The sequence below is a fragment of the Streptomyces deserti genome (assembly GCF_054782695.1).
The window spans coordinates 22,750-46,995 of sequence record NZ_BAAGRZ010000023.1 but is presented as its reverse complement, the minus strand read 5'-3'; the positions used below and the strand labels follow the sequence as shown (position 1 = coordinate 46,995).

19 protein-coding genes are annotated in these 24,246 nt (G+C 68.2%); 10 read left to right on the top strand and 9 right to left on the bottom strand.

Annotated features, from left to right (window positions below):
- Window positions 1–17 precede the first annotated feature (17 nt).
- Entirely contained in the window at window positions 18–1,010 is a 993-nt protein-coding gene (locus tag ACYVMZ_RS29045) for an ArsR/SmtB family transcription factor (protein WP_461084816.1), read from the top strand.
- A 9-nt stretch (window positions 1,011–1,019) separates the two neighbouring features.
- On the top strand, window positions 1,020–1,532 hold the full coding sequence (locus ACYVMZ_RS29040) for a glutathione peroxidase (protein ID WP_461084814.1): 513 nt from the start codon (window positions 1,020–1,022) through the stop codon (window positions 1,530–1,532).
- Window positions 1,533–1,793: 261 nt separating this feature from the next.
- On the opposite strand, the gene ACYVMZ_RS29035 is transcribed toward ACYVMZ_RS29040, so the two are convergent.
- From ACYVMZ_RS29035 to ACYVMZ_RS29025, 3 genes are all read right to left on the bottom strand, one after another.
- Window positions 1,794–1,985 (bottom strand): DUF397 domain-containing protein, encoded by a 192-nt coding sequence (locus tag ACYVMZ_RS29035; protein WP_461084812.1) that lies wholly within the window; start codon window positions 1,983–1,985, stop codon window positions 1,794–1,796.
- A gap of 210 nt (window positions 1,986–2,195) precedes the next feature.
- Complete coding sequence (locus ACYVMZ_RS29030; protein WP_461084810.1) at window positions 2,196–3,053, bottom strand: helix-turn-helix domain-containing protein; 858 nt, start codon at window positions 3,051–3,053, stop codon at window positions 2,196–2,198.
- 299 nt (window positions 3,054–3,352) lie between these two features.
- The gene (locus ACYVMZ_RS29025; protein WP_461084808.1) at window positions 3,353–4,105 is read right to left on the bottom strand and encodes a GOLPH3/VPS74 family protein; all 753 of its coding nucleotides are present in this window, start codon (window positions 4,103–4,105) and stop codon (window positions 3,353–3,355) included.
- A gap of 223 nt (window positions 4,106–4,328) precedes the next feature.
- Between ACYVMZ_RS29025 and ACYVMZ_RS29020 the strand changes: the two genes are divergently transcribed.
- Complete coding sequence (locus ACYVMZ_RS29020; protein WP_461084806.1) at window positions 4,329–7,382, top strand: D-alanyl-D-alanine carboxypeptidase; 3,054 nt, start codon at window positions 4,329–4,331, stop codon at window positions 7,380–7,382.
- Between the two features lie 166 nt (window positions 7,383–7,548).
- Window positions 7,549–9,411 (top strand): MFS transporter, encoded by a 1,863-nt coding sequence (locus ACYVMZ_RS29015; protein WP_461084804.1) that lies wholly within the window; start codon window positions 7,549–7,551, stop codon window positions 9,409–9,411.
- 9 nt (window positions 9,412–9,420) lie between these two features.
- Here the strand turns inward: ACYVMZ_RS29015 and ACYVMZ_RS29010 are convergent, their stop codons facing one another.
- A complete protein-coding gene (locus ACYVMZ_RS29010) occupies window positions 9,421–10,221 on the bottom strand; it encodes a hypothetical protein (RefSeq protein WP_461084802.1) in 801 nt (266 codons plus the stop codon).
- Window positions 10,222–10,297: 76 nt separating this feature from the next.
- Window positions 10,298–11,632: a site-specific integrase gene (locus ACYVMZ_RS29005; protein WP_461084800.1), complete on the bottom strand. Its 1,335-nt coding sequence runs from the start codon at window positions 11,630–11,632 to the stop codon at window positions 10,298–10,300.
- A 1,081-nt stretch (window positions 11,633–12,713) separates the two neighbouring features.
- Here ACYVMZ_RS29005 and ACYVMZ_RS29000 point away from each other — a divergent pair.
- Window positions 12,714–13,571 (top strand): hypothetical protein, encoded by an 858-nt coding sequence (locus tag ACYVMZ_RS29000; RefSeq protein WP_461084798.1) that lies wholly within the window; start codon window positions 12,714–12,716, stop codon window positions 13,569–13,571.
- Window positions 13,572–13,716: 145 nt separating this feature from the next.
- A complete protein-coding gene (locus tag ACYVMZ_RS28995) occupies window positions 13,717–14,283 on the top strand; it encodes a hypothetical protein (protein ID WP_461084796.1) in 567 nt (188 codons plus the stop codon).
- Window positions 14,284–14,638: 355 nt separating this feature from the next.
- Here ACYVMZ_RS28995 and ACYVMZ_RS28990 read toward each other — a convergent pair whose 3' ends face one another.
- Complete coding sequence (locus ACYVMZ_RS28990; protein WP_461084794.1) at window positions 14,639–15,520, bottom strand: aminoglycoside phosphotransferase family protein; 882 nt, start codon at window positions 15,518–15,520, stop codon at window positions 14,639–14,641.
- A complete protein-coding gene (locus ACYVMZ_RS28985; RefSeq protein ID WP_461084792.1) occupies window positions 15,517–16,917 on the bottom strand; it encodes a helix-turn-helix domain-containing protein in 1,401 nt (466 codons plus the stop codon). The genes ACYVMZ_RS28990 and ACYVMZ_RS28985 overlap by 4 nt, the downstream gene beginning before the upstream one ends.
- A 161-nt stretch (window positions 16,918–17,078) precedes the next feature.
- Between ACYVMZ_RS28985 and ACYVMZ_RS28980 the strand changes: the two genes are divergently transcribed.
- Window positions 17,079–17,576 carry an ATP-binding protein gene (locus ACYVMZ_RS28980; protein WP_461084790.1) on the top strand — a complete coding sequence of 166 codons (498 nt, stop codon included), beginning with the start codon at window positions 17,079–17,081 and terminating at the stop codon, window positions 17,574–17,576.
- A 536-nt stretch (window positions 17,577–18,112) separates the two neighbouring features.
- Here the strand turns inward: ACYVMZ_RS28980 and ACYVMZ_RS28975 are convergent.
- A complete protein-coding gene (locus ACYVMZ_RS28975; protein ID WP_461084788.1) occupies window positions 18,113–19,021 on the bottom strand; it encodes an SUMF1/EgtB/PvdO family nonheme iron enzyme in 909 nt (302 codons plus the stop codon).
- A gap of 9 nt (window positions 19,022–19,030) precedes the next feature.
- A complete protein-coding gene (locus ACYVMZ_RS28970) occupies window positions 19,031–19,810 on the bottom strand; it encodes an aminotransferase class IV family protein (protein WP_461084786.1) in 780 nt (259 codons plus the stop codon).
- A gap of 466 nt (window positions 19,811–20,276) precedes the next feature.
- Here ACYVMZ_RS28970 and ACYVMZ_RS28965 point away from each other — a divergent pair, with 466 nt between their 5' ends.
- The 3 genes from ACYVMZ_RS28965 to ACYVMZ_RS28955 all read left to right on the top strand — a co-directional run bounded on the left by ACYVMZ_RS28965 (window position 20,277) and on the right by ACYVMZ_RS28955 (window position 24,244).
- Window positions 20,277–20,864: a DUF6624 domain-containing protein gene (locus tag ACYVMZ_RS28965; protein ID WP_461084784.1), complete on the top strand. Its 588-nt coding sequence runs from the start codon at window positions 20,277–20,279 to the stop codon at window positions 20,862–20,864.
- Between the two features lie 52 nt (window positions 20,865–20,916).
- Window positions 20,917–22,803, top strand: a complete 1,887-nt coding sequence (locus ACYVMZ_RS28960; protein ID WP_461084782.1) for a glycoside hydrolase family 15 protein — start codon at window positions 20,917–20,919, stop codon at window positions 22,801–22,803.
- Between the two features lie 97 nt (window positions 22,804–22,900).
- Window positions 22,901–24,244: an ATP-binding protein gene (locus tag ACYVMZ_RS28955; protein ID WP_461084780.1), complete on the top strand. Its 1,344-nt coding sequence runs from the start codon at window positions 22,901–22,903 to the stop codon at window positions 24,242–24,244.
- Window positions 24,245–24,246: the final 2 nt, after the last annotated feature.

Below are 24,246 nucleotides of genomic sequence, written 5' to 3'. Positions count from 1 at the left end.
CTGCGGAGGGGCGGCTCATGGGCTGGTGGCAGGTCAACGCCGACACCCTCGCCGGGAGCCGGTTCGTGCTCTCCCAGCTCGCCGAGACCTTCGCGAGCCTGGGGCTGCTGCACACGGCCCGGGCCACGCACCCCGGTGAACGCGCCTGGCTCGCCGCCCATCTGCCCGCCTACCGCGACCGCCTGGCGGCCGATCCGGTGACCGCGCTGCTGGTCCGCTCGGGGCTCGGACCGGAGTGGATCGCGGACTTCCTCACGCCCACCCCGCGCGAGGGGGAGACCTTCGAGCAGGAGGTCGCGCGCGTCCGGTCGGCCTCGCCCGAGGCGGCCCGCGCCCATCTCACCGTCTCCCTGCGCGGCCGGCTCCCGGCCCGCCTGGACCGCGACGACCTCCCGGAGCGCGCCGCCGAGCTCCTCACGTACGTCTGGCGGGAGGCCGTACGCCCGTACTGGCCGCGGCGCCGGCGCATCCTGGAGGCCGATGTCGTCGCGCGGACCGCGCGGGTCAGCCGGGGCGGCTGGGCGGCCGCGCTGGAGGGGCTGGGGCCGGGGACGCGGTGGCTCGGTGAGAACCGGCTGCGGGTCAACCTGCACGAGTATCCGCCGCGCGAGATATCCGGCGCGCAGTTGGTGTTCGTCCCGGTCACCCCGCAGCGCATCGGCTGGGTCTCCTGGGAGGGCACCGACCGTTACGCCCTCGTCTACGCGTGCGCGGGCGCCCTCACCGACCGCGGCGGCAGGCCCGTCCCCGCGAGCCTCGGCGCACTGCTCGGCGCCGCACGCGCTGACGTACTGCTCCTCCTCGGCTCTCCTCTGAGCACCAGTCAGCTGGTCGCCGTGACCGGGCAGGGGCTCGGCTCCGTCGGGCGGCATCTGCGGGTGCTGCGGGACGCGGGGCTGGTGGAGCGGCGCCGGGCGGGGCGTTGGGTGCTGTACGAGCGGACGGCGGCCGGGGAGGTGCTGGTGAAGGCGTCACGCCCCGGTCGGGAGGATGTCAGCCACCGGAACTAGCATCCGCCTATGACGACTGCAGAGAACACCTCCGCTTCCCCCCTCGATGTCGAGATCGGCGCCCTCCAGGGCGGTTCCGCCGACCTCTCCCAGTACGCCGGCCAGGTCGTGCTGGTCGTGAACGTGGCCTCCAAGTGCGGCCTGACCCCGCAGTACGCCGGCCTGGAGCGGCTGCACGAGCGGTACGCGGAGCGGGGCTTCACCGTCCTCGGCGTGCCCTGCAACCAGTTCCTCGGGCAGGAGCCCGGCAGCGCCGAGGAGATCGCCGAGTTCTGCTCGGCGACGTACGGCGTGACCTTCCCGATGACCGAGAAGGTCGAGGTGAACGGGGAGGGCCGGCACGCGCTGTACGAGCGGCTCGTCGGCTTCGCGGACGCCGAGGGGCACAGCGGGGACATCCGCTGGAACTTCGAGAAGTTCCTCATCGGCCGGGACGGCAGGGTCGTCGCCCGCTTCTCGCCGCAGACCGAGCCGGAGGCACCGGAGGTCGTGGCGGCCGTGGAGGGTCAGCTGGCTGCTTGACCTTGCCCTTGGGGCAGGGCCGAGCGTCCGTGCCGACCAGGCGGAACGCGCCGGGGAGGAGCTCCGAGATGCACGGGAAGCGATGCCGGGGATCCCGTGTGCGATGTGGCCCTTCCCGTGAGCTGACGGGGCGTTGGGGTTCGGCCCGTGCACAGGCCGAACCCCCTCGGCAAGGACGGCGGGCTTGTCGAGAGGGCTCTTTCGGTGGTGCGTGTGAAGGTGTCGGTCGGGTGGTCGGCCAGGGTCAGGAGGACTCTCCCCTCACTCCTTGACCGATGCCACGAAGGCGTTCCAGGCGTCGGCGGGGAAGGCCAGCGTGGGACCGTCGGGGACCTTGGAGTCGCGTACGTCCAGTGCCGCCACGGACGGGGACTTGACCTCGACGCATGCGCCGTTGCCCGCGGAGTAGGAGGACTTGGTCCACGTGTCCGCGGCACCCTGAAGAATTGCCATGTTTGCTCCGGTAGCCAGTTGCTGAGCTGCTGTCACCGCTCTGCCGTCCCGGCCGGGCCGAAGAGCGGTTTGCGCCAACGTCTGCTGGGGGTTGGCGTGATCGACGCTACTCGCCCCCTGCGGCATCCGGAGCAGTCATTCACTCGACTGGATGGCATATTCCAGGTGAGTCTTCCAGTCGGGCGCTTCAGGGGTGTACTATCCGGCGGCTCAGCGGGCGTAGTCCTTCGCGACGTCCTCGATGAGCTGCCGCGACTGGTCCACGTTCAGCGACTGGGCCCGCAGGTGCTCGTACATCACCGTGTACTTCTGCACGTCGTGCGCCTTCTCCAGGTAGAGGTCGCTGGTGACGCCCTCGATGTACACCACGCTGGAATCGGCCGCATCGGCGAACTCCAGGATCGCGTACTGCCCGTTGACGCCGGGATGCGCGCCCACGTCGAAGGGCAGCACCTGCACGGTGACGTGCGGAAGCTGGGACATCTCGGCGAGGTGCTCCAGCTGCTCGCGCATCACCTGCCGGTTTCCCACGACCCGGCGCAGCGACGCCTCGTCGAGCACGACCCACAGGCGCAGCGGATTGGTGTCGGTGGTAATTCGTTCCTGCCGCCGCATACGGACCTCGACCCGCTTGTCGATGTCCGCCGGTGACGTCTCGGGCAACGCCCCCTGGATGATGGCCTCGGCGTACGAACGGGTCTGCAACAGGCCGGTGATGATCTGGGGTTCGTAGACCCGCAGCGACTCGGCGTCCGTCTCCAGGCCGATGTAGACGCTGTAGGGGATGTCCCCGAAGGCGTGCCACCAGCCCTGCTGCCGCGAGTCCTTCGCCATCTGCATCAACGACTCGACGATCCGCTGGTCCTCGACCTCGTAGACCCCGCACAGGTCGCGGACGTCGCGCTGGCTGATGCTGCGCCGGCCGTTCTCCAGTCGGCTGATCTTCGACTGCGACACCAGCAGTCGTTCCGCCACTTCCTCGGCCGTCATGCCCTTGAGCTCGCGGAGCCTGCGCAGCTCCTGGCCCAGCCGGCGCCGCCTGACGGTGGGATTGACATTGGACGCCACGGGACGTGCACCTCCGGCTGCGTGCCTCTACTTTGCGTATCTGCTGTTGAGCAGACTGCCACCAAGGTGCTTTGTACCGCTGGGAAACGGCGGATATGCGACGGGTACACGCCAGTTCCGGTCGTCCGACGCACATTGTCCCGGCACGCCGAGCGGGGCGGAAGGACCGTACGGCCTTTCCGCCCCGCTCGGACAGCGGCTCCCGTGACCGGGTCTTGGGGGTCTTGTCGCGCGTGGTACCGGTCGTCGTGCTGCCGGGGTGCGGTGTTGTGGTGCTGCCCTGCCCTGGGATCTGCGGCTCAGTGGGCCACGGCACGCGCCATGGAGCCACGGCGTGGCTGCGCCGGAACACCGCGGGCGGGTTCCGCCGCACCCCTGCCTCCGGCGGCCGGACGGCCGGACGGGGCCGGGCTGCGGCGCGGCTGAGCCGCCACGCCGTTCTGGACGTCCATCACGGCGTGCGCCACGAGGCCGCCCATGGGGTCATGCCTGATCAGGTCCCTGAGCCGGGAACGGGACGAGCGTCCCTCGTTGCCCGGGTACAGGTGCTTGCCGAGGCCGACCGCGTGTGCCAGGGCGGCGAGCGCCGCGGTCCGCGGGTCCGGCGGTACGCCGGTGCGGATCGCGGAATCCAGCCGGGCCCTGATCTCCCGGCTGATGGCGTTGTCCGTCGCCTGGTAGCGAGTCGTCGGCAACACCCCGCACATCTGACCGGCCACGGCGTGCACCATGCCGCACCGCTCCAGATGCGAGAGGTAGGTCTGGCGGAGCCCGAGTCGGGGTCCGCCGATCCAGTGGACGGCCCGTACGGGAGCACCGCGCCTGCGCAGCAACTCCAACGCGCTGTCCAGTGTCGGATCTCCTGTCGGCCGTGGTACCACCACGGCGATACGATCCCCGTCTGGGGCTATCCGTCCGGCCAACGCCAGCTCCACTAGCTGTGCTCCGGCCAGACCGAGGTCGAGCGACTGCGGCTGTGCAGTGGTACCCGTGGCCGGGTCCAGTGCCAGCAGCAGAAGCTCCTCCGGAAGTGTTCTGCGGCTCCTGCCCATCCATGCCTCCCCGCGTGGATGAATGACAGGGTGACCCCTCTCACATTGGTCTGTCGAGGGTGCGTGACCGGTTCGTAGTGGAACCAGTAGGTATGTCGTTCTCGTCTTCCGCGTGAGTCGAGCCCGCACACAGGACACTGGTACATGGTTCGGACAGCGTCTGGGGAGCGGTGTCCCGGGCGGCGATTCACGGTTCGATTGGCGCACGCGTGGCGTGCGGCGCATGGAGGAGGCATCGGTGGCGGGCGAGTCCCCCGACAGGTCGAAGCAGCGCGAGTCGTCGGCACAACCGACGTCGGGGAGCGCGGGTCCGGTTCCCGAGGCCAGGGACGAGACGAGCGCAGCGGGCGCGACGAGCGGGACGGGCACGTCGCGCGATCCGCGGCTCGCGGTGGCGCGGGGGGGTGTCGATACGGCGACCCGCGTGCTGTCGGCGCACGAAGTGACGGGGGCGGCCGGGCAGGGCGAGGACTCCGCCGAGGACGACGGCTCGGGCGGCGATGACGCGCCGGGGCCGGCCGACTCGGCCGTGCCCGGTGCGTCGGGCTCTTCGGGTTCTTCCGGCTCTTCCGGCTCTTCCGGCTCTTCCGGCTCTTCCGGTGACAGTGACGGTGGCGAGTCCGGTGGGGCTCGTGACGGGCGCCTGCGGGACGCGGTGGCGGCGTGGGTGCGGTCGGCGGACGAGGACAAGGGCACCGACGGGGCGGGGGACGACACCGGGGACGGTGAGGGCACCAAGGGCTCCGCACCTGCCGCGGAGGGGCCGGAGGACACCGCCGGGGCCGGGAGCGCGCCGGAGGGCGCCGAGAGCTCCGCTGGAGCGGCTCAGGGGCCCGAGGACACCGACGAGGCCGGAGACGCGCCCGAGGACGCCACGGACGCGGCTTCCGCCGACAAGAGCGCCACGAAGCCGGCGTCGAAGACGGGCCCGGACGCCGACACCGACACCAACACGGACGCCGACAGCGACGCGAGGACGCCCGTCGCCCAGCCCGCGAGCGACCGTGCCGCCGCGAGGGACGCCGAGGGCGAGGCGGACAAGGACACCGGCGTGACCGCCGGCACCGAGGGCGACCGGGCAGACGCGCCGGTGGACACCGCCGCCCCCTCGCGGAAGGACGACACCGACGACGAGGCGGCCGAGGACAGCACCCCCGGACGCGACACGGACGTACCGGCCTCCGAGGGCGACACTCCCAAGCCCGCCGCCCCGAAGGCCGACGCCACGCGCACGTCCGACGCCGGGCCCGAGACGGACCCCGCCCCGCAGTCCGACGGCGACACCGACGCCGACCAGGACGCCGAGGCCCGTGCCGCCGCGACCGGCGCGGGGCAGACCACCATTGAAGGCGGCGCCGCCGGATCCCGCGCGGGGGACGCCCCGCAGTCCGTCACCAGCCCGGACAAGGCCGCAGCGGACCACGCCCCCAAGGCTGACAGCCCGGACACCGAGGCCGACCAGGCTGCCGGCGCCGGCTCCTCCAGGGCCGGCTCCCCCAAGGGCGACGCAGCCGGCTCCCCTGAGCCCGGCGAGCGCCCCGTCGATCAGCCCACCGCCGTCTTCAAGGCCGTACGGCCCTCCGCGCCCGCCGTCGACCAGCCCACCACCATGCTGAAGCTGGGCGGCGCGGCCAAGCCCGCCGAAGAGGCCGCCGACAAGGCCGACGCCGAAGCGACCGACAAGGCCACCGACAAGACCGGCACGGGAGCCACCGACAAGACCCCCGCCACCCCACCGAAGCCCAAGCCCGAGCCCAAGTCCGAGTCCGAGTCCGAAGCCGAGCGCACCAGTAAGTTCGTCGCGCTCAAGGATCTGGACGACCCGTCGGCGCGGAAGCCGAAGGCGGCCGATGCGACGACCGCCCTGCCGAAGGTGTCTCCGCCCAGGACACCCCCGGCGGATGCCACGACCGCGATGCCCAAGGCCGCCCCGGCGGAGGCCACCGCGGCCGTGCCGCAGGTCGGGCCGGAGCGGACGACCCAGCAGCCGTTGCCGCCGAAGCCGCCGCTGGACCTGCTGGCCGAGCTGACGAACACCCCGCCGCCGCCGGACACCCCGCTGCGGACGGCCGTGCGGCGCGTGAAGATCTGGACGCCGCTCGTCCTGCTGCTGGTGATCGTCTTCGCGGTCGTGCAGAGTGTGCGGCCGCTGCCGGCGCCGACGCTCGACCTCACGGCCGAGGACAGTTACACCTTCGAGGGCGGCAAGGTCGACATCCCGTGGCCGTCCGCCGGGCAGGCCGCGCTGGACGTGCAGGGCATCGGCACGTTCGGTTCGTCGGGTGAGCAGAAGCCCGTGCCGATCGCCAGTGTCGCCAAGGTCATGACGGCGTATCTGATCCTGCGCGACCACCCGCTCAAGAGCGGTGCGGAGGGGCCGAAGATCGAGATCGACCAGGCCGCCGAGGACCAGTCCGACGCCGGTCAGGAGTCGACGGTCAAGGTGACCAAGGGCGACAAGATCTCCCAGCGGGAGGCTCTGGAGAGCATCCTCATCGCGTCCGCGAACAACATCGCGCGGTTGCTGGCCCGCTGGGACGCGGGGTCCGAGAAGGCGTTCGTGGCGAAGATGAACGACGCCGCCGAGGACCTCGGCATGAAGAACACCACGTACACGGACCCCTCCGGCCTGAACAACACGACCGTCAGCACGGCCGTGGACCAGGTGAAGCTGGCCAAGGCGGCGATGAAGCAGCCCGCCTTCCGTGAGGTCGCCGCGATGATGTCGTACGACGACTACAAGGGCGTCAACCACTCCAACTGGAACCAGCTGGTCGGCAGGAACAACGTGGTCGGCATCAAGACCGGCACCACCACCTCCGCGCTCGGCAACCTGGTGTTCGCCGCCAAGAAGGACGTCGGCGGCGAGACGCGGACCATCGTCGGCGCGGTGGTGCGCCAGCCCGCGGGCGGGCCGGACAACACCATCCTGGGCGCGGCCCTGTACGAGGGCGACAAGCTCATCCGGGCGGCGCAGGACGCGCTGGAGTCGGCGACGATCCTGAAGAAGGGGGACGTCGTCGGGTACGTGGACGACGGGCTCGGCGGGCGGACGCCGGTGGTGGCGACGGAGGACGTCACGGCGGTCGGCTGGGCCGGGCTGACGGTGAAGCTGACGTTCGCCGCGGACGACCTGCCGCACCAGGCGAAGGCCGGCACCAAGGTGGGCACGCTCACCGTCGGCGACGGTACGAGCAGCGCCGTGAAGGTCCCGGTCGCCCTCCAGAAGGACCTGGTGGAGCCCGGCTTCGCGGACAAGCTGACCCGCCTCGGCTGAGCCCGGGCGCGACGCCGTGGACCGCACCCCGCCGGAGAGCCGCCTGGCGGGGTGCGTGCTAGCGTCACGAAACGGGACAGGTCACCGGGCGTGGAAACGCGTCTGTGAAGACGGGGCGAACGGGACGCGGCCCAGAACAGAAGACGGGACACGGGGAGTGCCTCAGGTGGCCACTGCGGAGCCGACACGCACCGACGACGCCGATCCGGGCCCGGGAACCGGCCCGCGAATACGGCTGCCCGCGGCACAGGGAGAAGGCGGCGAGGCCGCGGCTGAAGAGGCCCGCGGGCCCTCCCGCGCGAAGGCCGCCGTCCTGGCGCTGCGTGCGCGCATGCTGCGGCATCCGGTGCTGTCCGTCACCGGGCTGGCCGGTGCGCTGCACGTCGTCTGGTTCTTCACGTTCGCCAACAGCGGCGGCGACCTGGCGGCGCAGGACGCGTGGGCGGAGTTCGTCGGCCGGCACCCGGACTCGGCGTACAACCTGGCCTGGTACGGCGGCATGCACCCGGTGTCGTACAGCGTGGTGTCGCCGTATCTGATGTCGCTGCTCGGTGTCCGGACGACGATGATGATCGCGGGGACGGTGTCGGCGGCGCTGCTGACGCTGCTCCTCATGCGCAGCCGGTCGGTGCGGAACCCGCTGTGGGCGGCGCTGGCGGGCGTCTTCGCGCTCCTGTGCAACGCCGCGTCCGGGCGGGTGACCTTCGGGCTGGGCACGATGTTCGCGCTGGGCGCGGTCGCCGTCGTGTTCTGCTGGCCGTACCGCTGGCGTTACAAGCGCTGGGCGAAGGCCCTGTGCGCGGCCCCGCTGGCGGCGCTGGCCACCATGTCGTCGCCGGTCGCGGGCCTGTTCGTGGGTCTGGTGGCCGTCGCGCTGTTCCTGCAGAAGCGGCTGCCGGGTGCCTGGGCGCTCGGTCTCGCCCCGTCGGCCGTGGTGGCGGTGTCGGCCTGGCTGTTCCCCTTCTCGGGGACACAGCCGATGACGTTCGCCTCGGTGATACTGCCGCTCGTCTACTCGATCCTCGTCTTCGTCCTCGTGCCGAAGGAGTGGCGGACGGTCCGGCTGACGGCGGCCGTGTACGGGCTGTCGGTGGTGCTGGTGTGGCTGATCAGCTCGCAGATCGGCTCCAACATCACCCGGCTGGCGATGCTGTTCGCCGGAGTGGCGCTGGTCGCCGCGCTGCCGTTCGCGGTGCCGCGCACGCGCAAGTGGTACACGATCGTCGTCGCCTTCGCCGGCTTCACCGTCTGGATCGGCTACAAGTCGGTCGACGACATCGTCCACACCACCCCGGCCGCCTCCTGGGCGCGCGAGCTGGCACCGCTCGTCAACGAGTTGCAGGAGGTCGGCGCCGAGAAGGGCCGCGTCGAGGTCGTCCCGGCCCGCTCCCACCGCGAGGCCTCCGCCCTCGCCCCGTACGTCAACCTGGCCCGCGGCTGGAACCGCCAGGCCGACATGGAGCGCAACCCGCTCTTCTACGACGACACGCTGAACTCGGCGAACTACCACGAGTGGCTCAAGCGCTGGGCCGTGCACTTCGTGGTCGTGCCGAAGGACGAGCCGGACGGGGACGGCGGCGAGCGGGAGCGGCAGCTGGTGCAGCGCGGCCTGCCGTATCTGAAGCAGGTCTGGGGCGACGCCAACTGGCAGCTGTTCAAGGTGACCGACCCGACCCCGCTGGCGGAGCCGAACGCGGTCGTGCAGCGCGCCGAGCAGGGCGAGATGACGATCGACGTGAAGAAGGCGGGCCGCGTCCTCATCCGCATCCCGTACTCGCCGTGGCTGAGCGTCGTCGACGCGGACGGCAAGAGCCTGAAGCCCCCGCAGGAGACGGAGGCGTCCAAGAGCCGTCCCGAGGGCGAGCCGAAGACGTACGAGAACGTCAACGGCTGCCTGATGGAGTCGGCGGAGGATGCCGAGGGCGACAAGTGGACGGTGCTGCTGGCGCCGAAGGCGGGCACGTACCGGCTGGCGGCGCCGTACCAGCTGCCGCGCGGGACGCCGTGCCCGGAGGAGTGGCGGCCCTGACGCCACCGGTCAGCGGAGCTGGTCGACGTACGTGTCCGTGCCCGGCACGGTGGGGATGAACGGCGCCACCAGCTCCACCCTGCCCAGCCCCGCCTCGGCGACGGCCGTGTCCAGGCCCGTGAAGTACGGCTCCCAGCGCTCCCGCGGGTCGGCCTGGAGGAACCACAGCAGGGTCAGCCGGGTGTCGACGCCCTCGACCTGCTTGACGTATGACATGCGGTCGCCGGGCAGCGGGGTCGGGCGGAAGACCGTCACCAGCGCGGCCGGGGCCGTGACATCTCCTCCGGGCGCCAGCCGCTTCGGCAGGTGACGGGAGCGCAGCCACTCCAGCAGTTCGGCCCGCTGCTCCGGCGACTCGGCGTCGACGACTTCCAGGACCAGGCCCGCGTAGGGATGGTCGAGGGCGTGGACGTCCCGCGGGCCCGCGGCCCCATCCCGGTACACGGTCGTCTCGTGGTCGTGGAAGGCCGTGAACACGTGGGTGCGGTCGCGGTAGACGCGGCCGTCGCGGTTGAGGCGCTGGTTGATGGTGACCGTCCAGCGCATGTGGTCGGCGTGGCGGCCCTCGGTGATCCAGTACGTGGACAGGTAGCAGCCGGTGGTGACGGGCCGGGCGACGGCCGACTTCTCCGGGTAGCGCAGGAGTCGCAGGTCCCGGGTGGCCACCCAGCGGCGGCCGGCGTACATCCAGGGCATCGCCATCGCGCCGGCGTAGTAGTGGTCGTCCTCGTACCAGCGGTCATAGGCCGTCTGTCCGGAGCACCACCTTTGGCCCTGGTCAGAGCGTTGATCCGCTCCGAGTGAACCCATGGGGTCGAATCGGGGTCGAATTGGGTAGGCGGGTCGTTCCACGGACCAGCTCACCCTCGCGCCGCGGTGGTTAGCCTCAAGCTGCTTCAGAGTCTTGCACAGGAGGGGCTGCCGGGGTCAAGCCCGGATCAGCGCCGCCGGACGAGCGGGCCTCCTGGGACCGATCGCCCTCCGCCGAGACGAACAGACCCCCGAAGGTAGTCACAGAGACGCCCTGAACCGCGACAGGCGGGTGCGCGTAGGTGTCCCACGTCTCGGTGAACTTGGCATGCCGACACAGGGCCTGGACAGTTTTCGGATCGAACTGTCCCGACGCTCCCAACTGCGACGTGTAGAAGTGTTTGAGTGCATGGAACCGCGTCCCCTCGGGCAGTCCAGCCAGCTTCACTGCTGCACGCCACTTCTCGTTGAAGCTGCGCTGCAGCGGCCGGCCGTACCGGTTCGTCACGATCAGGCCCTCGTCCGGCGGCGCGACATAGCCTCGCGCCCGGCGCTGACGCTCCCCTTCCCTGGACACAGGCGCCACCTGAGGGAACTTGGCGGTATGCTCCGTCAGCCGGTCGATCAGGAATCGGTCGACGGGCAACGTCGCATAGCTGGCCTTGGTCTTGAGCTTCGCTGCCCGCCCGTGCTGCCGCTGCTCCCGGATGTAGAGCAGGCCCGCCTCCCAGTCCACGGCGGACCGCTTGAGCCCAAAGACCTCACCTTTGCGAAGTCCTGCGCAGGCCGCGAGCCACACTGTTATCTCCAGCCGCGGTTCGATCTCGCGCATCGCGTCGGCCAGTGACACGACCTGCTCGGGCGAGAGGGCAACCTCGTCCTCGTCCTCGATCTCGGGAAGCTCGATACGGGCGACGACATTGGCCGGGAGGAGGACATCCGCGTCGATCATGTAGTTCACGAGAATCCTCCAGGTCTTGAAGATCTGGGCTACCGTGTACGCCGAATTGATCTCGGGCTTCTCCATGATGTAGTCCACGAAGTCCATGGAGTCCCTGCGTGTGAGGGTCCCGGCCGGCCGTTTCCCTGCGAACGGGATGATGTGTCGGCGCACATGACTCGCATAGTTGTCGATCGTGTTTTTGTTCTTCTTTTTCTTGCGCCTGCGCTCGATCATCTCATTGGCATAGAACTCGACCGTCTTCCTGCCCGGCTCCGGATCCACCCACGAATTATCGCGCAGCTTGACGCGCACTTCGTCCAGGTGGTCACGAGCCTCCTGCCATGTGTCGAATGCCGGGCGGCGCGGCTTTCCACTCGGGTCCGTGTAGCGGGCCTGCCACCGCTGCCCTCGGCCGTGGTCGGCAGACGGGTAGAGTGGGTTCTTCTTGGTACCGCACTTACACGGCACATCGCCCGGCTTCGGATGCTTCTTGTGCCACCGGTCAAACGGTGCGTCGGACTCAGCCATGTGCCCCTTCCTTGAGAGAAAACAAACGTTGCCTCAGCCCGACGTCCCTACGGATCCAGTGGCTTCGGTGAGCGAGCAAGCTCGCCATTCTTAATACGCTCGAACAGGTCGTTGACCTGCCTTTCGCTGTATCGCACCCGACTGCCATTCCTGTTTCCCTCCCGATTATCTCCTGGACCGGGACGGTAGTACGGGCCAAGAGGGTACGCGCGCAGTAGACCGCGATTCGTCCACCGACGCCGAGTTGAAGGCGAAATACCGAGTCGGTGTTCCACCTCACGGGGCATCATATAACGATCGGGGGAATTAGAAGACGGGATATCAGGTGCATTGTTTGTTTTACTCATCGCAGCACCGGAGTGGATATTGCGAGTGGAATCGAAGTGGGGAGCCCCCCGAACGTGAAGCTGCTGCCGGACAAGACTGCGCCTCCTGTGGCCACGTGCTTCCACCCCCAGATGGTTACGGCAAGGCGAAGGGCTTACATGCCGAGGACGCCAGAGCCATCCATCTACAGGTGTTGATGAACGTGCCCGACGGTAGCTCAAGATCCCCATTCGCAACAGATGCGATTCGCGCGATTCACTCATAATTGACCCGTTATGACGTAAACACATGTTGATGAAATTGAGGCGTCGCCAGACGGGCGGAAAGGTCTGCCGCGTGGCCCGCAAGAGGTGTCTGGCCAGGCGGTGAGACGGCGACATGACGCAGACCAGCCGGAGGCGGCACACGCCGGGTTGGGATGTCAGCCGTGACGCCAAAGGTTGCCGGACCCGAGTCGCGCTGCCGGCCGAGCCCTACTGGGCGAGCTCAGCCCCTCGATCGGCTGAGCTCGCCATGGTCCTGCACGCACAGACCACGCGGCCGGTTGGGTCGGTATCGCCGCCCGGCGGCCTATCGGGTCGCCCGATGCCTGGCGCCGGAGCGCGCATGCTTGGGCTCGGCGGCATTCCGGAAGACGAGCACGGGTGCCGCGCACGCCGCACGATCGACTGCCGCGGGCGATCAGGGCGCGGTCCGCTCGCCGATGGTGGCAGCACTCTTCCGAATCTGATACTTCGTCAGCTAGACCTGATACATGACGGACGACGCAGTGCAAGCTGAGGAAACCCGAAGCCGCATGTACGCGGAACTAGCCGCCGTCGGCCCCTATGGAGCCGACCTCGGGCACGCACTCATCACCATGGTCGAGCCGCACCCTGGCCACGAGCGCGAGTACAATCGTTGGTACGAAGATGACCACTACATCGCAGGCGCAATGGCGATGCCGTGGATGTACGCGGGTCGCCGCTGGGTCGCGACCCGCGAACTACAACTACTGCGCTACCCCACGAAGTCTGCTGTCGCGCAGCCTGTCACGGCAGGGTGCTATATATCCACTTACTGGATCACCGCGGGCCGCTACGCCGACCACATGCGGTGGACCATCAGCATCAACAAGCGCCTCAACCGCGACCACCGCGTCTTCCAGGACCGAACACATATCTTCACGGCCTTCCAGGACCACGTGGGGACCGTCTACCGCGATAGAGATCACGGCCCACGTAACATCCATGCCCTCGACTACCCTTACGCCGGACTCATTGTCCAGGTCATCGACGCCAGCTCCCTCAATCAGCGCGAGGACCTAACCGCGTGGCTGTTCGAGGACCACCTCCCGGAACGGCTGGCGGGCTCGCCCGCAGCCATGGTGACCGTCTTTATGCCTATAGCCCTGCCATTGGACCGAATGGCTTACGTCAAGCCGGTCGAGGGGGTCGGAACCCGACTGACGCTACTGTGGTTCCTCCAGCACAACCCCCGCGACGTCTGGCAGGATCACTTCACTGGCCTGGACACAGCAGTTGCGGCCATGGGGCTGGGCAACGTGGAGTTCGTCGCACCGTTCATACCGACAACCCCAGGAACGGACCGTTATGTAGACGAATTGCGGTGAGCTTCGGGCCGCACCCCGATAGATCCTGGGTCTGCGGACGGGAGCTCAGCAGTTCCGCGGGGGCGCCAAGAAGGGCACGCGTTCTGAAAGACACAGAGCTTGGATTCATCGTCGCACATCGACGCCTGCAGGATACGGTCGCGCCATGACGACGAGGACTGTGGGGCAGAAGCCCCTCCTGCCTGTATCCGTGGCGCGAGCCGCCTTGGATGCCACCCGAAACGACCAACTGCTATATGCAGGAACCTCTCTATTGCTGTTGGCCGGCCTGCGGCGGGACGAGGCGACGGGCCTGCTTGTGGGCGACTGGTCGTCGGGGATGGACCCCCGAGTGACGATACGGCAGCGGAGGCAGGCTCGGACCATTCGCGTAGCGGCGACGGCTGCGGCTGCCGTGGATGCCTGCCTTGAAGCGGAGGAGGCAGAGTTGGATGAACCGTTGCTTCTTGGGTTGAAGTCGGCCGGAAACTCGTATCTCCTCTCGCGGCTGTTTCAGGGGAGGATGCGTAACGCTGGCCTCAATGTGCGCACACATGATCTACGCCGAGCGGCAATCGCGGCCGTAGTGCAGGACGGAACGCCGACGGTGCACGTAGAGGCGTACTTTGGCCTGTCGAAGGCGGCCTTGGGGACGCAGTTGGTGCCGACACCTGAGGGGTTCGATCGGGAGATTGCCGCTCTCCTGGAAGCGACATTCGCTGCTACAGCCTGACGTCCCTCTCGACCATTGGTCTGGCCAACGCCGCGGTGATTCCCGGACGTGCGCGGAGGCCTCTACGACCGCGTCGCATCTGGCTCAAGCGTTCGATGGCATCACGACGTCCTTCTATCGGTCGCCACTGCTGGCTGGCCGCTTCGGGTCGTCACGTCCAAGCCGCTGCCCCGTGCAACCCCTCTCCTCGTGCAGTTCGGCTGCCCGTTCGCAACGGTTCGCGGGCCCGGCGGGCAGGGGTCGAGGGCGATCCCATCCTCGGCGAGCAGTACCGGCAGACCGGCCGGGCGGCCTGGGCGTACGACTCGTGACACGGCGCTGCCGATGGCCGTGACGTGGACGAAGCGGCACGGCACTACATGATCCCTTTCCAGTGCCAAGGTCGCGGTTCTGCACGGCCGCGCAGGCAGTCGACACGGTACTGAGCCTCCGCCCGCCACTCGGGACGCGTGGCAGCGTGCTGGGCCGCGTACGTGGCCATGCGCAACTCGCGAGCCCCGGCAAGGAGTTCGTACCCCTCCCACTCGGTGACATCCGTTCCATATGCCTCGCAAAACTCGGCGTACTCGGCCTCGGTGACCGCGCCGGTCGTCGTCATCTTGACTGCCGTAGAGACGAGATCCCATTCCGGTGGTCCGATGGAGACCCGCTCGAAGTCCATGAGTAACGGCCGGGCTGCCGTGCGGGCGACGTTGCCGACCCACGCGTCACCATGCACGACGCAGTCAGGCAGGCCCACGGGCCGGTGTCCCCACCACTCGCGGAGTTCCGCATGCCGATGCCGCAGCCACTCGCGATCATCCTCGGACAGGGACGTCGACGCCCGGATCCGCTCGGCGACCCTTACGAACGGGTCGAGTCTGTCGAGCGGGAAGTCCGGCACGGGCAAAGGGTGGAGCTGCTTCAGCAGGGTGACGACGTCCCGGACGGTGCCGATCTCGTGCGGCGGGAGTTCTACCCAGAATGTAACCGGGCGGCCCGTGGCCTCAACCGGCTGCTCGACCTGCAGCGCTCGGACAGCTGGCACCCCGCTCTCGGCGAGCCAGTGGGCCACCCGGACCTCACGTACGGCCGCCTTCCACTGGCCAGCGCGCGCGATGCGGACGATCACCTTCCCGGGGAGGCGCCAGATCTCGTTCTCGGCGAGGCGAACGGGCTCGGCGCTGGTCGAGTCGAAGCCTGCAAGGGCGCAGGCTTCTTCCAGTACGGCACGGGCGGGGACAGCCGAGATCGTCATGCCTGCAAGGTAGTCGCGATCCGCTGGCGCAGGTGTGCCGCCTCTTCCAATGTGCGGTGATGACCGGCGAATCGGCGGAGCTCCTTGAGGTCGTCGGCTGCCCTGCGCGAGGTGAGTCGGCCGACGTCGTCGAGGGCCTGGTGGCCGATCGCGATGGCCTGCATCGGGTCTCCCTTTGCCATGATCAGTGACGCCAGCTTCGTGCGTGAGATCCCTCGCGAGCGAGCGTAGTCGTCGCTGTGCCCGGCGACCGCAGTTGCGAATCGTTGAGCGGCCCGTCCGGGGTCCTGGTCCTTGTGGATGGCAAGGTCGAACATTGCATGGGCCGTGTCGCCATGGTGCTGCGCCTCGTCGTAGTAACGCATCCACTGCGGATCTTCAGCGGGGTTTGAACGGGCGAAGGCGTCGTCGGCCGCGCCGACTGCCGCCAATGTTCCTTGTACGTCGTGCATCTTCCCAAAGGCGCGAGCTCGGGCGCTGTGCAGCATGGCCTGGATCGTGGGAGTGAGCCGGTCGGAACGGACGAGGCCCTTTTCGGCATACGTGAGGCCCTCGTCCGGATCACCGAGCCACGTCGCTTGGCGAGAGAGAAAGGAGAACGTCTTAGCCCGCAGCCACCAGTCACCGGCCTCCTCTGCACATTCTGACGAGATCTTGAACGCGACGCGGGCCTCGTCGTGGGCGTAGGCATCGAAGTGCGTCGCGCCGACCACGATGCCCAACCGGGCCACACTGCCAAGGAGCTCTGGGCGTAGCTGCTCCGGGCAATCGACGGAGAGCAGCCTCACGGCCCATTCCATCGAGCGACTCGCGAAGTCACCGACCAGGCCGCCGCCGCCTTGGGCATTGTCCCAGCGGTGGATGGAGTCGGCGACAAGGCGCAGCTGATCGAGCTCCGTAGGGCGAATGTGTTTGGGGAGTTCGGGCGATGCAGTCGGGGCTACGAGTCGGGCGAGGTCTATCGGGGCGAAGGCGGCCAGGCTGGTGGCAGCCAGGAAGGCTCGTCGGTCCACTGGCGGAAGGCTCTCCGGTAGCGGGGCTGGGGTGTCTCTGCCCAGCATGCGGCCTTGGTGGACCTGAATGGTCCCCTCCACCTGCCCCCTGCGGGCACTGTCCGCATCACGCCGCCTTTTATCCGCATCGCCGAACACCATCCCCCAGGCACGCGTCAGCACTCCGCCGGTCTCCAAAACCGCGTCGAGCCTCTCGGCGAGGTCCCGCCGGCACTTGTACTGGCCCTTCTCAATCTTGGAGATCACATCCGGGCTGACCTGCACCATCGGCCCTAACTGCGCGGCGCTCAGCCCCGCGCGTCGCTTGCGCCAGTACCGCAGTTCGGCACCGAACCATTCCTGGGGTGAGCCGTCTGGGTTGAGCACTTTCTCTGGCTGCGGCATCTCGGTCCCTGGGTCGTGATGCGGATATCTCAGCTCTCCGCATCCGGATCTGCACGCGGGTCTCGCGGCCTGACTGAATAGTTGCCGACCGGTTCCACACCAGTACACACCGCAGTCAAGCCTCATTGGTGAGGATTCCGCCAGACCGAAGTGGATCTGTGATGGCCGACCTCTTGGAACTGCCCGCTGCGCCAGCAACCGGCGTGCGCGCTACGACGCACAGCAAGCCGGGACATCTGGAGATAGACCTCGACGTCACCTGCGAGGCCGTGCCCATCGTCCGGACCATCGTGCGAGCCCATCTGATGCTGTGGGGCTTGGCCGGTCTGCTCGACGACGCGACGTTGGCGGTCTCGGAGCTGCTGACCAACGTCCTGCGACACGTACCACCCGACGCGCGTACCGGGGCGAGGAATGCGCGGCTCACGGTCACGCGCCTGCCAGGAGCGCTGAACGTCTGCGTGCGCGACTTCGAGCCGGCATTGCCCAAACCCGCCCAATCAGATGCTGACGCCGAGCGCGGCCGAGGCCTGCCCCTCGTCATCGCCTTCGCCGACGACTTCGGCTGCTCCCCGATCAAGGGCGGCAAAGACGTGTGGGCGAACTTCCTCATCGCCGAGGACACGAGCGAGAGCTCGCAGGAGCGGAGGGCGTCGTGACTGGCCCGAGGACGCCCAGCGGGCACGTCTCGGGTGAACCGGCCAGCACCGCGCCCCACACCCCCTCGTCGTCGGGGGTTATGGTGCACACCCGGCACGAACGGGAGTTGGCGTCTGGTCACTGTCTCCTCGCCACTGCCGACGACCGGAAGCAGGCCCGCATCGAGTGGGCTGAGGGTCGGGTCGCACTCCTGAGATGCGGCGGCATCTACGCTGCCGTCCGGTTCCCCGCCGACCTTGTCCACGCAGCCGTCGGCGGCGGTGATCCCGGTGAGGTCGACGCCTGTCTCGCTGCAGCACTGGACGGTCCCGTGTGCATGGACGCCCACCCTCGTCGGCACTACGCACTCGTCCCGGCAGGCGCCCCGCGACTGGAGTGGTGGAACGGCCGTGCCGTCGATGGCGTGGAGGATCTCGGGTCGAGCTGCTATCTCGACGTGGCAGCGCCACAGTGGAGCCGGCCATATGAGGGTCACGCCTACTGGTCCGTACCGGCGGATACGCGCTGCACCAGTTCGCTCTTCGGGCACGAAAGATCAGCTTGCACTCGCCGTTCGAAAACCCGTGTCATTGTCGGCCATGCGCACGTTTGCGGAGTTCGCCAGATGCGGTGCTGCTCGGCTGAAGGGACTCGTGTACGCGCTGCCACGAAGTTCCCTGCGCCCAGGACCAGCTTCGTCAGCGAGCCACTCCCAGGTGTTACCGCACATGTCGAAGACTCCGTAGGGGCTGACCCCGGACTGGTAGCGGTCCACGGGTGTTGTGGAGCCGATCTCGGACTCCAGGACGTTGCATTTCGCAGCCGTCGGAGCGTCGCCCCAGGGGTAGATGCGACCTTTCGGGCCTCGGGCGGCCTTCTCCCATTGGGCAACGCTGGGCAGGTCCTTGCCCGCCCAAATGGCGTAGTCGCGTGCGTCGTTCCAGGTGACCCACACTACGGGGTGGTCGACGAGCGCTGTTGGGAAGCGCCCGTCGGTCCAGTGGCTGGGGGCAGGGTGGCCGGTCGCAGCGACGAAAGCGGCATAGTCCCGGTTCGTCACGGGGTAAACGTCGATAAGGAATTCTTCCACCCAGACCGGCTTGCCATCGGCCCCGGAAAGGTAAATGCCCTCCTCGACGCGGACCATGGGCCGACCGTCGCCGGGGTGTTCGAAGTACGTGCTTTGGCGCGTCAGAAGCTGCTCAGTGCGCGCATCTGGCTCCTGGGCAGCTCTGGCTGTGATGAGCAGGGCGAAGCGCTCTTGGGTCTCTGCGCCCGCCCGGGCCAGGAGCGTGTCCAGTGCCGCCTGCTTCGCAGGGCGTGGTTCAACACCTTCGCCCCCGGCCTCCCAATAACGCACCATACGGTCACTGACGGGAATCCGTCCGGCGAACTCCTTCTGGTCGAGGCGCATAGCTTGCCTCAGCGCCTTGGTCTCGCGGCCAGTCCATCTCACCACAGCCATGCGGCGCTCCTACAGCACTTCGCCCTCGGTGGCCAGGTATGCCTCCTGCAGCTCACGCAAGAGAGGGTGATCGATGTCGAGTTCTGTGCCACCGATCGCCGCGATGGCGCGAGCGCCGATGCTTGTATTGGCCGCGAAGGCAGCTTCTGCCCCACGGGCCGTCTCAAGGGGGATGGGGGCAGTGATGTGGTCATGGCCACTCTGCTGCAGCAGGGCCATGGTGACGCCCGGCAGCACGTCAGCGTCAGGCCAGACCACCTGACCGTTGCGGATGAAGGCGACGTTCCATGTGCCGCCCTCGGAGATGAAGCCGTCGGCGTTGTGAAAGAGAGCGTCGTCGGCTCCGCCCAGTTGGGCCTGGCGACGAGCATGAAGCGCGCCGAAGAGGCCAACGTGCTTGACGAGAGGGAGGTCTCGCTCGTACTGCACGGGCTGTACGCGCAGTGGGGGCGGAGGCAGGGCGCCGGCGGAGCGGGTCGTGACGAGGATGCTCGGCTGCCCGCTGTCTGCCGGGCGGCCCAAGTCGAGCTTCGGGTCGAAAACGGTGACGCGGGCGACCAGGGATCCGGTCCTGTCCTTCACCGCCTGACGGACGTACTCCCGGACGAGTACGGCGTCGAGGTCAACTCCGAAGACGGTCTTGCAGTCTCGTACGAGGCGTTCGAGGTGCAGGGCGAGGCCGCGAACCCGGCCGTTGTCGATACGCATGGACGTGAAGTGCCCATATCCCACGAGCGCCAGCTTCTCCAGGCTCGCAGGGTCCACGGGGCGGCCATCCAGTTCAGTCATGCGCCCAGCATCGCATTCGCCCCGTCTAACTCGCGCTCGCTCGGGGAGGCTTGGCCGCCAAACTTCCTCTTAACTTCCTTCCCGAATCCTGGACGCTTCCCCTTTGCTAGTCACCATGCAGGCACACCGCGTGACGGCGGCGTCCGTGGCCGGACGCGTCGTTCCAGTGCTCAGCTACTCCGTGTGATCGCACCCCAAAGCCACTCCATGTCCTCAGCTCGCCAGTGGGAGGCGCCACTGCACTGACTCATAGATCTTCACCTTGTGGCAAAGGCCATGGATGTGGGCCCCGACCTCCATACAGAGGCCAGTCACGGTGTGCACGCCGTCACCGGCTGGCCTCGGAAGTCGAGGGTGAGCCGCGGCGCGACCTCGCGCTGTCTCCCGGCTACCGCGCACATCGGAAGTCCACGGCCGCCGGTCCCCTAACTCCCCCGATGGAACAGAACCGCACCAAAGGAGTCCCATGCCCCGCACCACCGAATCGGCCCTAGCTGTCCTTTCCACGCTGCAGGCGGATCTCAACGCGGTGGCGACGGACCCGAGGCCGGTGCCCGGCCTTGCCGATCGGCTGCTCGCCCTGGCCGCAGAGGACGAGCGTCTCACCCGCGAAGCGCTGGAAATGCCCGGAGTGGCCTACCGGCGCGAGGCAGCTGTGCGGTGCCGCATCGATCACGGGCGAGTATTGCGCGAGATCGTGGAGGCTTCCGGTTGGCCGTCCTGCGCAGCAGTCGGAGAAGCGGCTTCCATCGCCGCCCTGCAGATCCTGCTGCATTCCGGTGATCTCGAATTCATGTCGTCCTGCCGAAAGCGGATTTCCTCTGCGGTGCAGGCCACAGCCTCGCCTCCGATCCACCTGGCTTACGTCGACGACGCGTGTGCTGTTCTCCAGGGCCGCCGACAGAAGTACGGCACACAGATCGATCCCAAGCTGCTGCGGCCCTACCCCATCGAACACCCCGAGAAAGTCGCCGAACGCCGCCAAGCGGTGGGGCTTCCTCCGCTCCGCAAGGTGGTCGAGCACCACCTCGGCCTGCTCAGACAGGCCAAATGAGGCAATACCCGTCCATCTGCACCTGACCGCTCCCCACATCGAAGGACCCGCCGTGTCGCGAATCGAGGACCACATCCTCGTGGGAGACCAACAGACCGCCTGCCTCATCGATCGCGGCGGCACCGCCTCGTGGCTGTGTCTGCCGCGGTTCGACTCACCCGCCGTCTTCGCCAGCCTGCTCGGCTCGGAGGAGCACGGGGCCTGGCAGATCTCCCCGCAGGACGTATCCGCCTCGTGCACTCGCCGCTACCTGGGCGACTCCCTGGTCTCCGAGACCGCCTGGACCCAGGGCAGTGCCACGGCTCATGTCATCGACTTCATGCCCCCGCGCGGCAACGACGGTGCCGGCCAGCCACAGCTCATCCGCATCGTGAGGGGCATCACCGGACGCCTGCGCATGACCTCACGACTCCGGATGCGCTTCAACTACGGCCAATACAGAGCCCGCTGTACGCGTATTCGGCAGGCATTCGGCACCACGCGCCTGTTGGCGGTAGCCGGCCCGGATGCCGTCTGGCTCGACAGTGACGTGGAGACAAGCTGCGACGAGGACGGCACCAGCCGAGCCGACTTCGTCGTATGTGCCGGCGAGTCGGTGGCCTTCGCGCTGACATGGCAGGAATCCCACCTCGGCTCGCCCCAACGGCCCGAGCCCGAAGAGTCGCTCGCTAGGACGCTTGGGTTCTGGACCGACTGGGCAAGCCGCTCGACGTACACGGGTCCCTACAGCGAGGCCGTCACCCGTTCCCTGATCACGCTGAAGGCCCTGACCTATGCCCCGACGGGCGCCATCGTCGCCGCCCCCACGACTTCGCTGCCCGAGGAGATCGGCGGTGAGCGCAACTGGGACTACCGCTTCAGCTGGCTGCGGGACTCGGCGCTCACCTTGAGCTGCCTGCTGCGGACCGGATATCGCGAGGAAGCTGCCGCCTGGCGCGCTTGGCTCCTTCGGGCCGTTGCGGGAGACCCCGAGGATCTGCAGATCATGTACAGCATTACAGGGCAGCGCGACCTGACCGAGCGCAAACTCCCCTTACCCGGCTACGAGAAATCGCAGCCCGTGCGTGCAGGCAACGCTGCCGCCCAGCAGCTGCAGCTCGACGTGTACGGCGAGGTCATCGAGACCCTGTTCGTTGCGCACCAGACCGGACTGGATCACCACGACGACGCCTACGAACTGCAGGTCGACCTGGTCCGCCACTTGGAAGGTCTGTGGCGTAGTGCAGACGAAGGCATCTGGGAGGTGCGCGGGCCCCGTCAGCACTTCGTGCACTCAAAGGTCATGTGCTGGGCGGCCTTTAATTGGATGATCCAGCACGCCGAGGCGCGCGGCGATACCCGCCACATCGATCGTTGGCGCCGGGAGCGGGATGCTATCCACGCCGAGGTCTGTGAGCGGGGTTTCGACCACCGGCGCAACACCTTCACCCGCTACTACGGTTCGGCCTCCCTGGACGCATCTCTGTTGCTGATCCCCTTGGTGGGCTTCCTGCCCCCCAGCGACTCCCGTGTCATCGGCACGGTGGAGGCGGTCCAGCGTGAACTGCAGCCCCCCGACGGGCTCGTCCTGCGCTACCCGACCAGCGGCGACCAGGTGGGCGAAGACGGGCTGAGCGGAGACGAAGGGGCCTTCCTGGCCTGTTCGTTTTGGCTCGTCGAAGCGCTGGTCCTGATCGGCCGAGCCGACGAGGCACGCGGTCTCTTCGAGCGCCTGCTCGCCCTGCGCAACGACGTCGGTCTACTCGCAGAGGAGTACGACACGCTCCGCGGGCGTCAGCTCGGCAATTTCCCCCAGGGCTTCTCCCATCTCGCCCTCACCAGCGCCGCGCTCGCCCTCACGTCAACCGAGGTCGAACCCCGTGACGACGCCCTCCTTCTGGACAGCCCGCTCTCGCCCGCTGTCCTCGTAGGCGCCGCCCCGAATGGAGCCCCTCTGTGATGACAGGCCACGAGCCCCGAGACGCAAGCGGTGCTCCAACCACCCGGCGGCGCAAGGACTCCACACCGGCCCACGACCCGATCTCCGCGAGGACCCGATGAAGGACCTGATACTGACCATGGCCGCGCTACTGGCGGTGGCCGGCATCTGGGCAGCAGGGCAATTTCGATACAAGCAACAGCACGCACAGCGCCGGGCCGACCGTCTTCACGATCACTCCCAGAAGCTCACCCAGCAGCTGCGCTCCGCCGATCTGTACGTGGGGCACCTGACGAACACCGTAATTCCGGCCATGAGCGCTGCTGCGCTGAACGGTGGGGGGCATCAGGTCGAACTGGCCCTGCCGTGGCAGTTGGTGGACACACCGCTCGAAGACCGGCTGCGCGCCCTGACCGATCAACTCGGCTCCTGTATCGCCCAGGTGGGGCAGCAGACGCAAGCAGCCTCGACCCAGCAGATCTCGCAGGTGCGTCTAGAGGCCGAACGCCAGGTCGCGCAGGCGCGGCGCGAATCGGTGGACGTGGCCAGGGCTGCGGTGCGTGCCTTCGCATCCAACACGGTGCAGCGGGCGTCGAAGTTGAGCACGACCATCAGCGCGGGCGTGCGCCGACATGTGTCGGATGAGGCGTACGGGACGCTGGTCGAGATCGATCACCTGGCCCAGCAGATGCTGCTGACCGCTTCGGGATACGCCGTGCTCGCGGGTGACAAGCTGTCGCGTCGCTGGCCGACCACCACTCTGACCGACATTGTGCGCGCCGCGATGGGCCGGGTCGAAGGCTATGAGCGCGTCAAGCACCCCGAGATGGACAGCGTCGCTGTGGAAGGCCGTGCGGTGGAAGCCCTGGTACACACTCTGGCCGTCCTGCTGGACAACGCTCTGCGCTACTCGCCACCGGCCGCCCCTGTGCATGTCTCGCTGGAGCAAGGCCACCGAGCCACCTTCCTGGCCGTGGACGACGCTGGCCTGCGCATGGAGGACGAGCGGCTGAACTGGGCCCGCGATGTGATGTCCGGCAAGCACCGCGACGACATCACACAGCTCGGCGCCTATCCACAAACCGGCCTGCGTGTGGCATCCCTGCTCGCCGAGAATTACGGCTTCCACGTCGAGTTCACCACGCCCAGCCTCTACCAGGGCACACGAGCGGTGATCGTCCTGCCGCCGACCTTGCTGACCGCACCCGTGCCGACAGCGCCAGCCCCCGTGTGGGCCGAGGCAGCCGCTGCTGAGCCACAGGCGGAAGTTCTCGCGGCGCCGACGACCACAGGAAGCGGACTCACCGTCCGCCGGCGCACCGCCCGCCCTGCCCCTGCCACCCGCGCTCGGGTTGCCAACCCCGTGGAACCGGGCAGCCCCGCCGTGGCCGCCGCCTGGGTGGAAGGCACACGGCGAGGCCGAGACAGCCAGAGCGCATCTCGTACTGACCAAGGAAATTAATC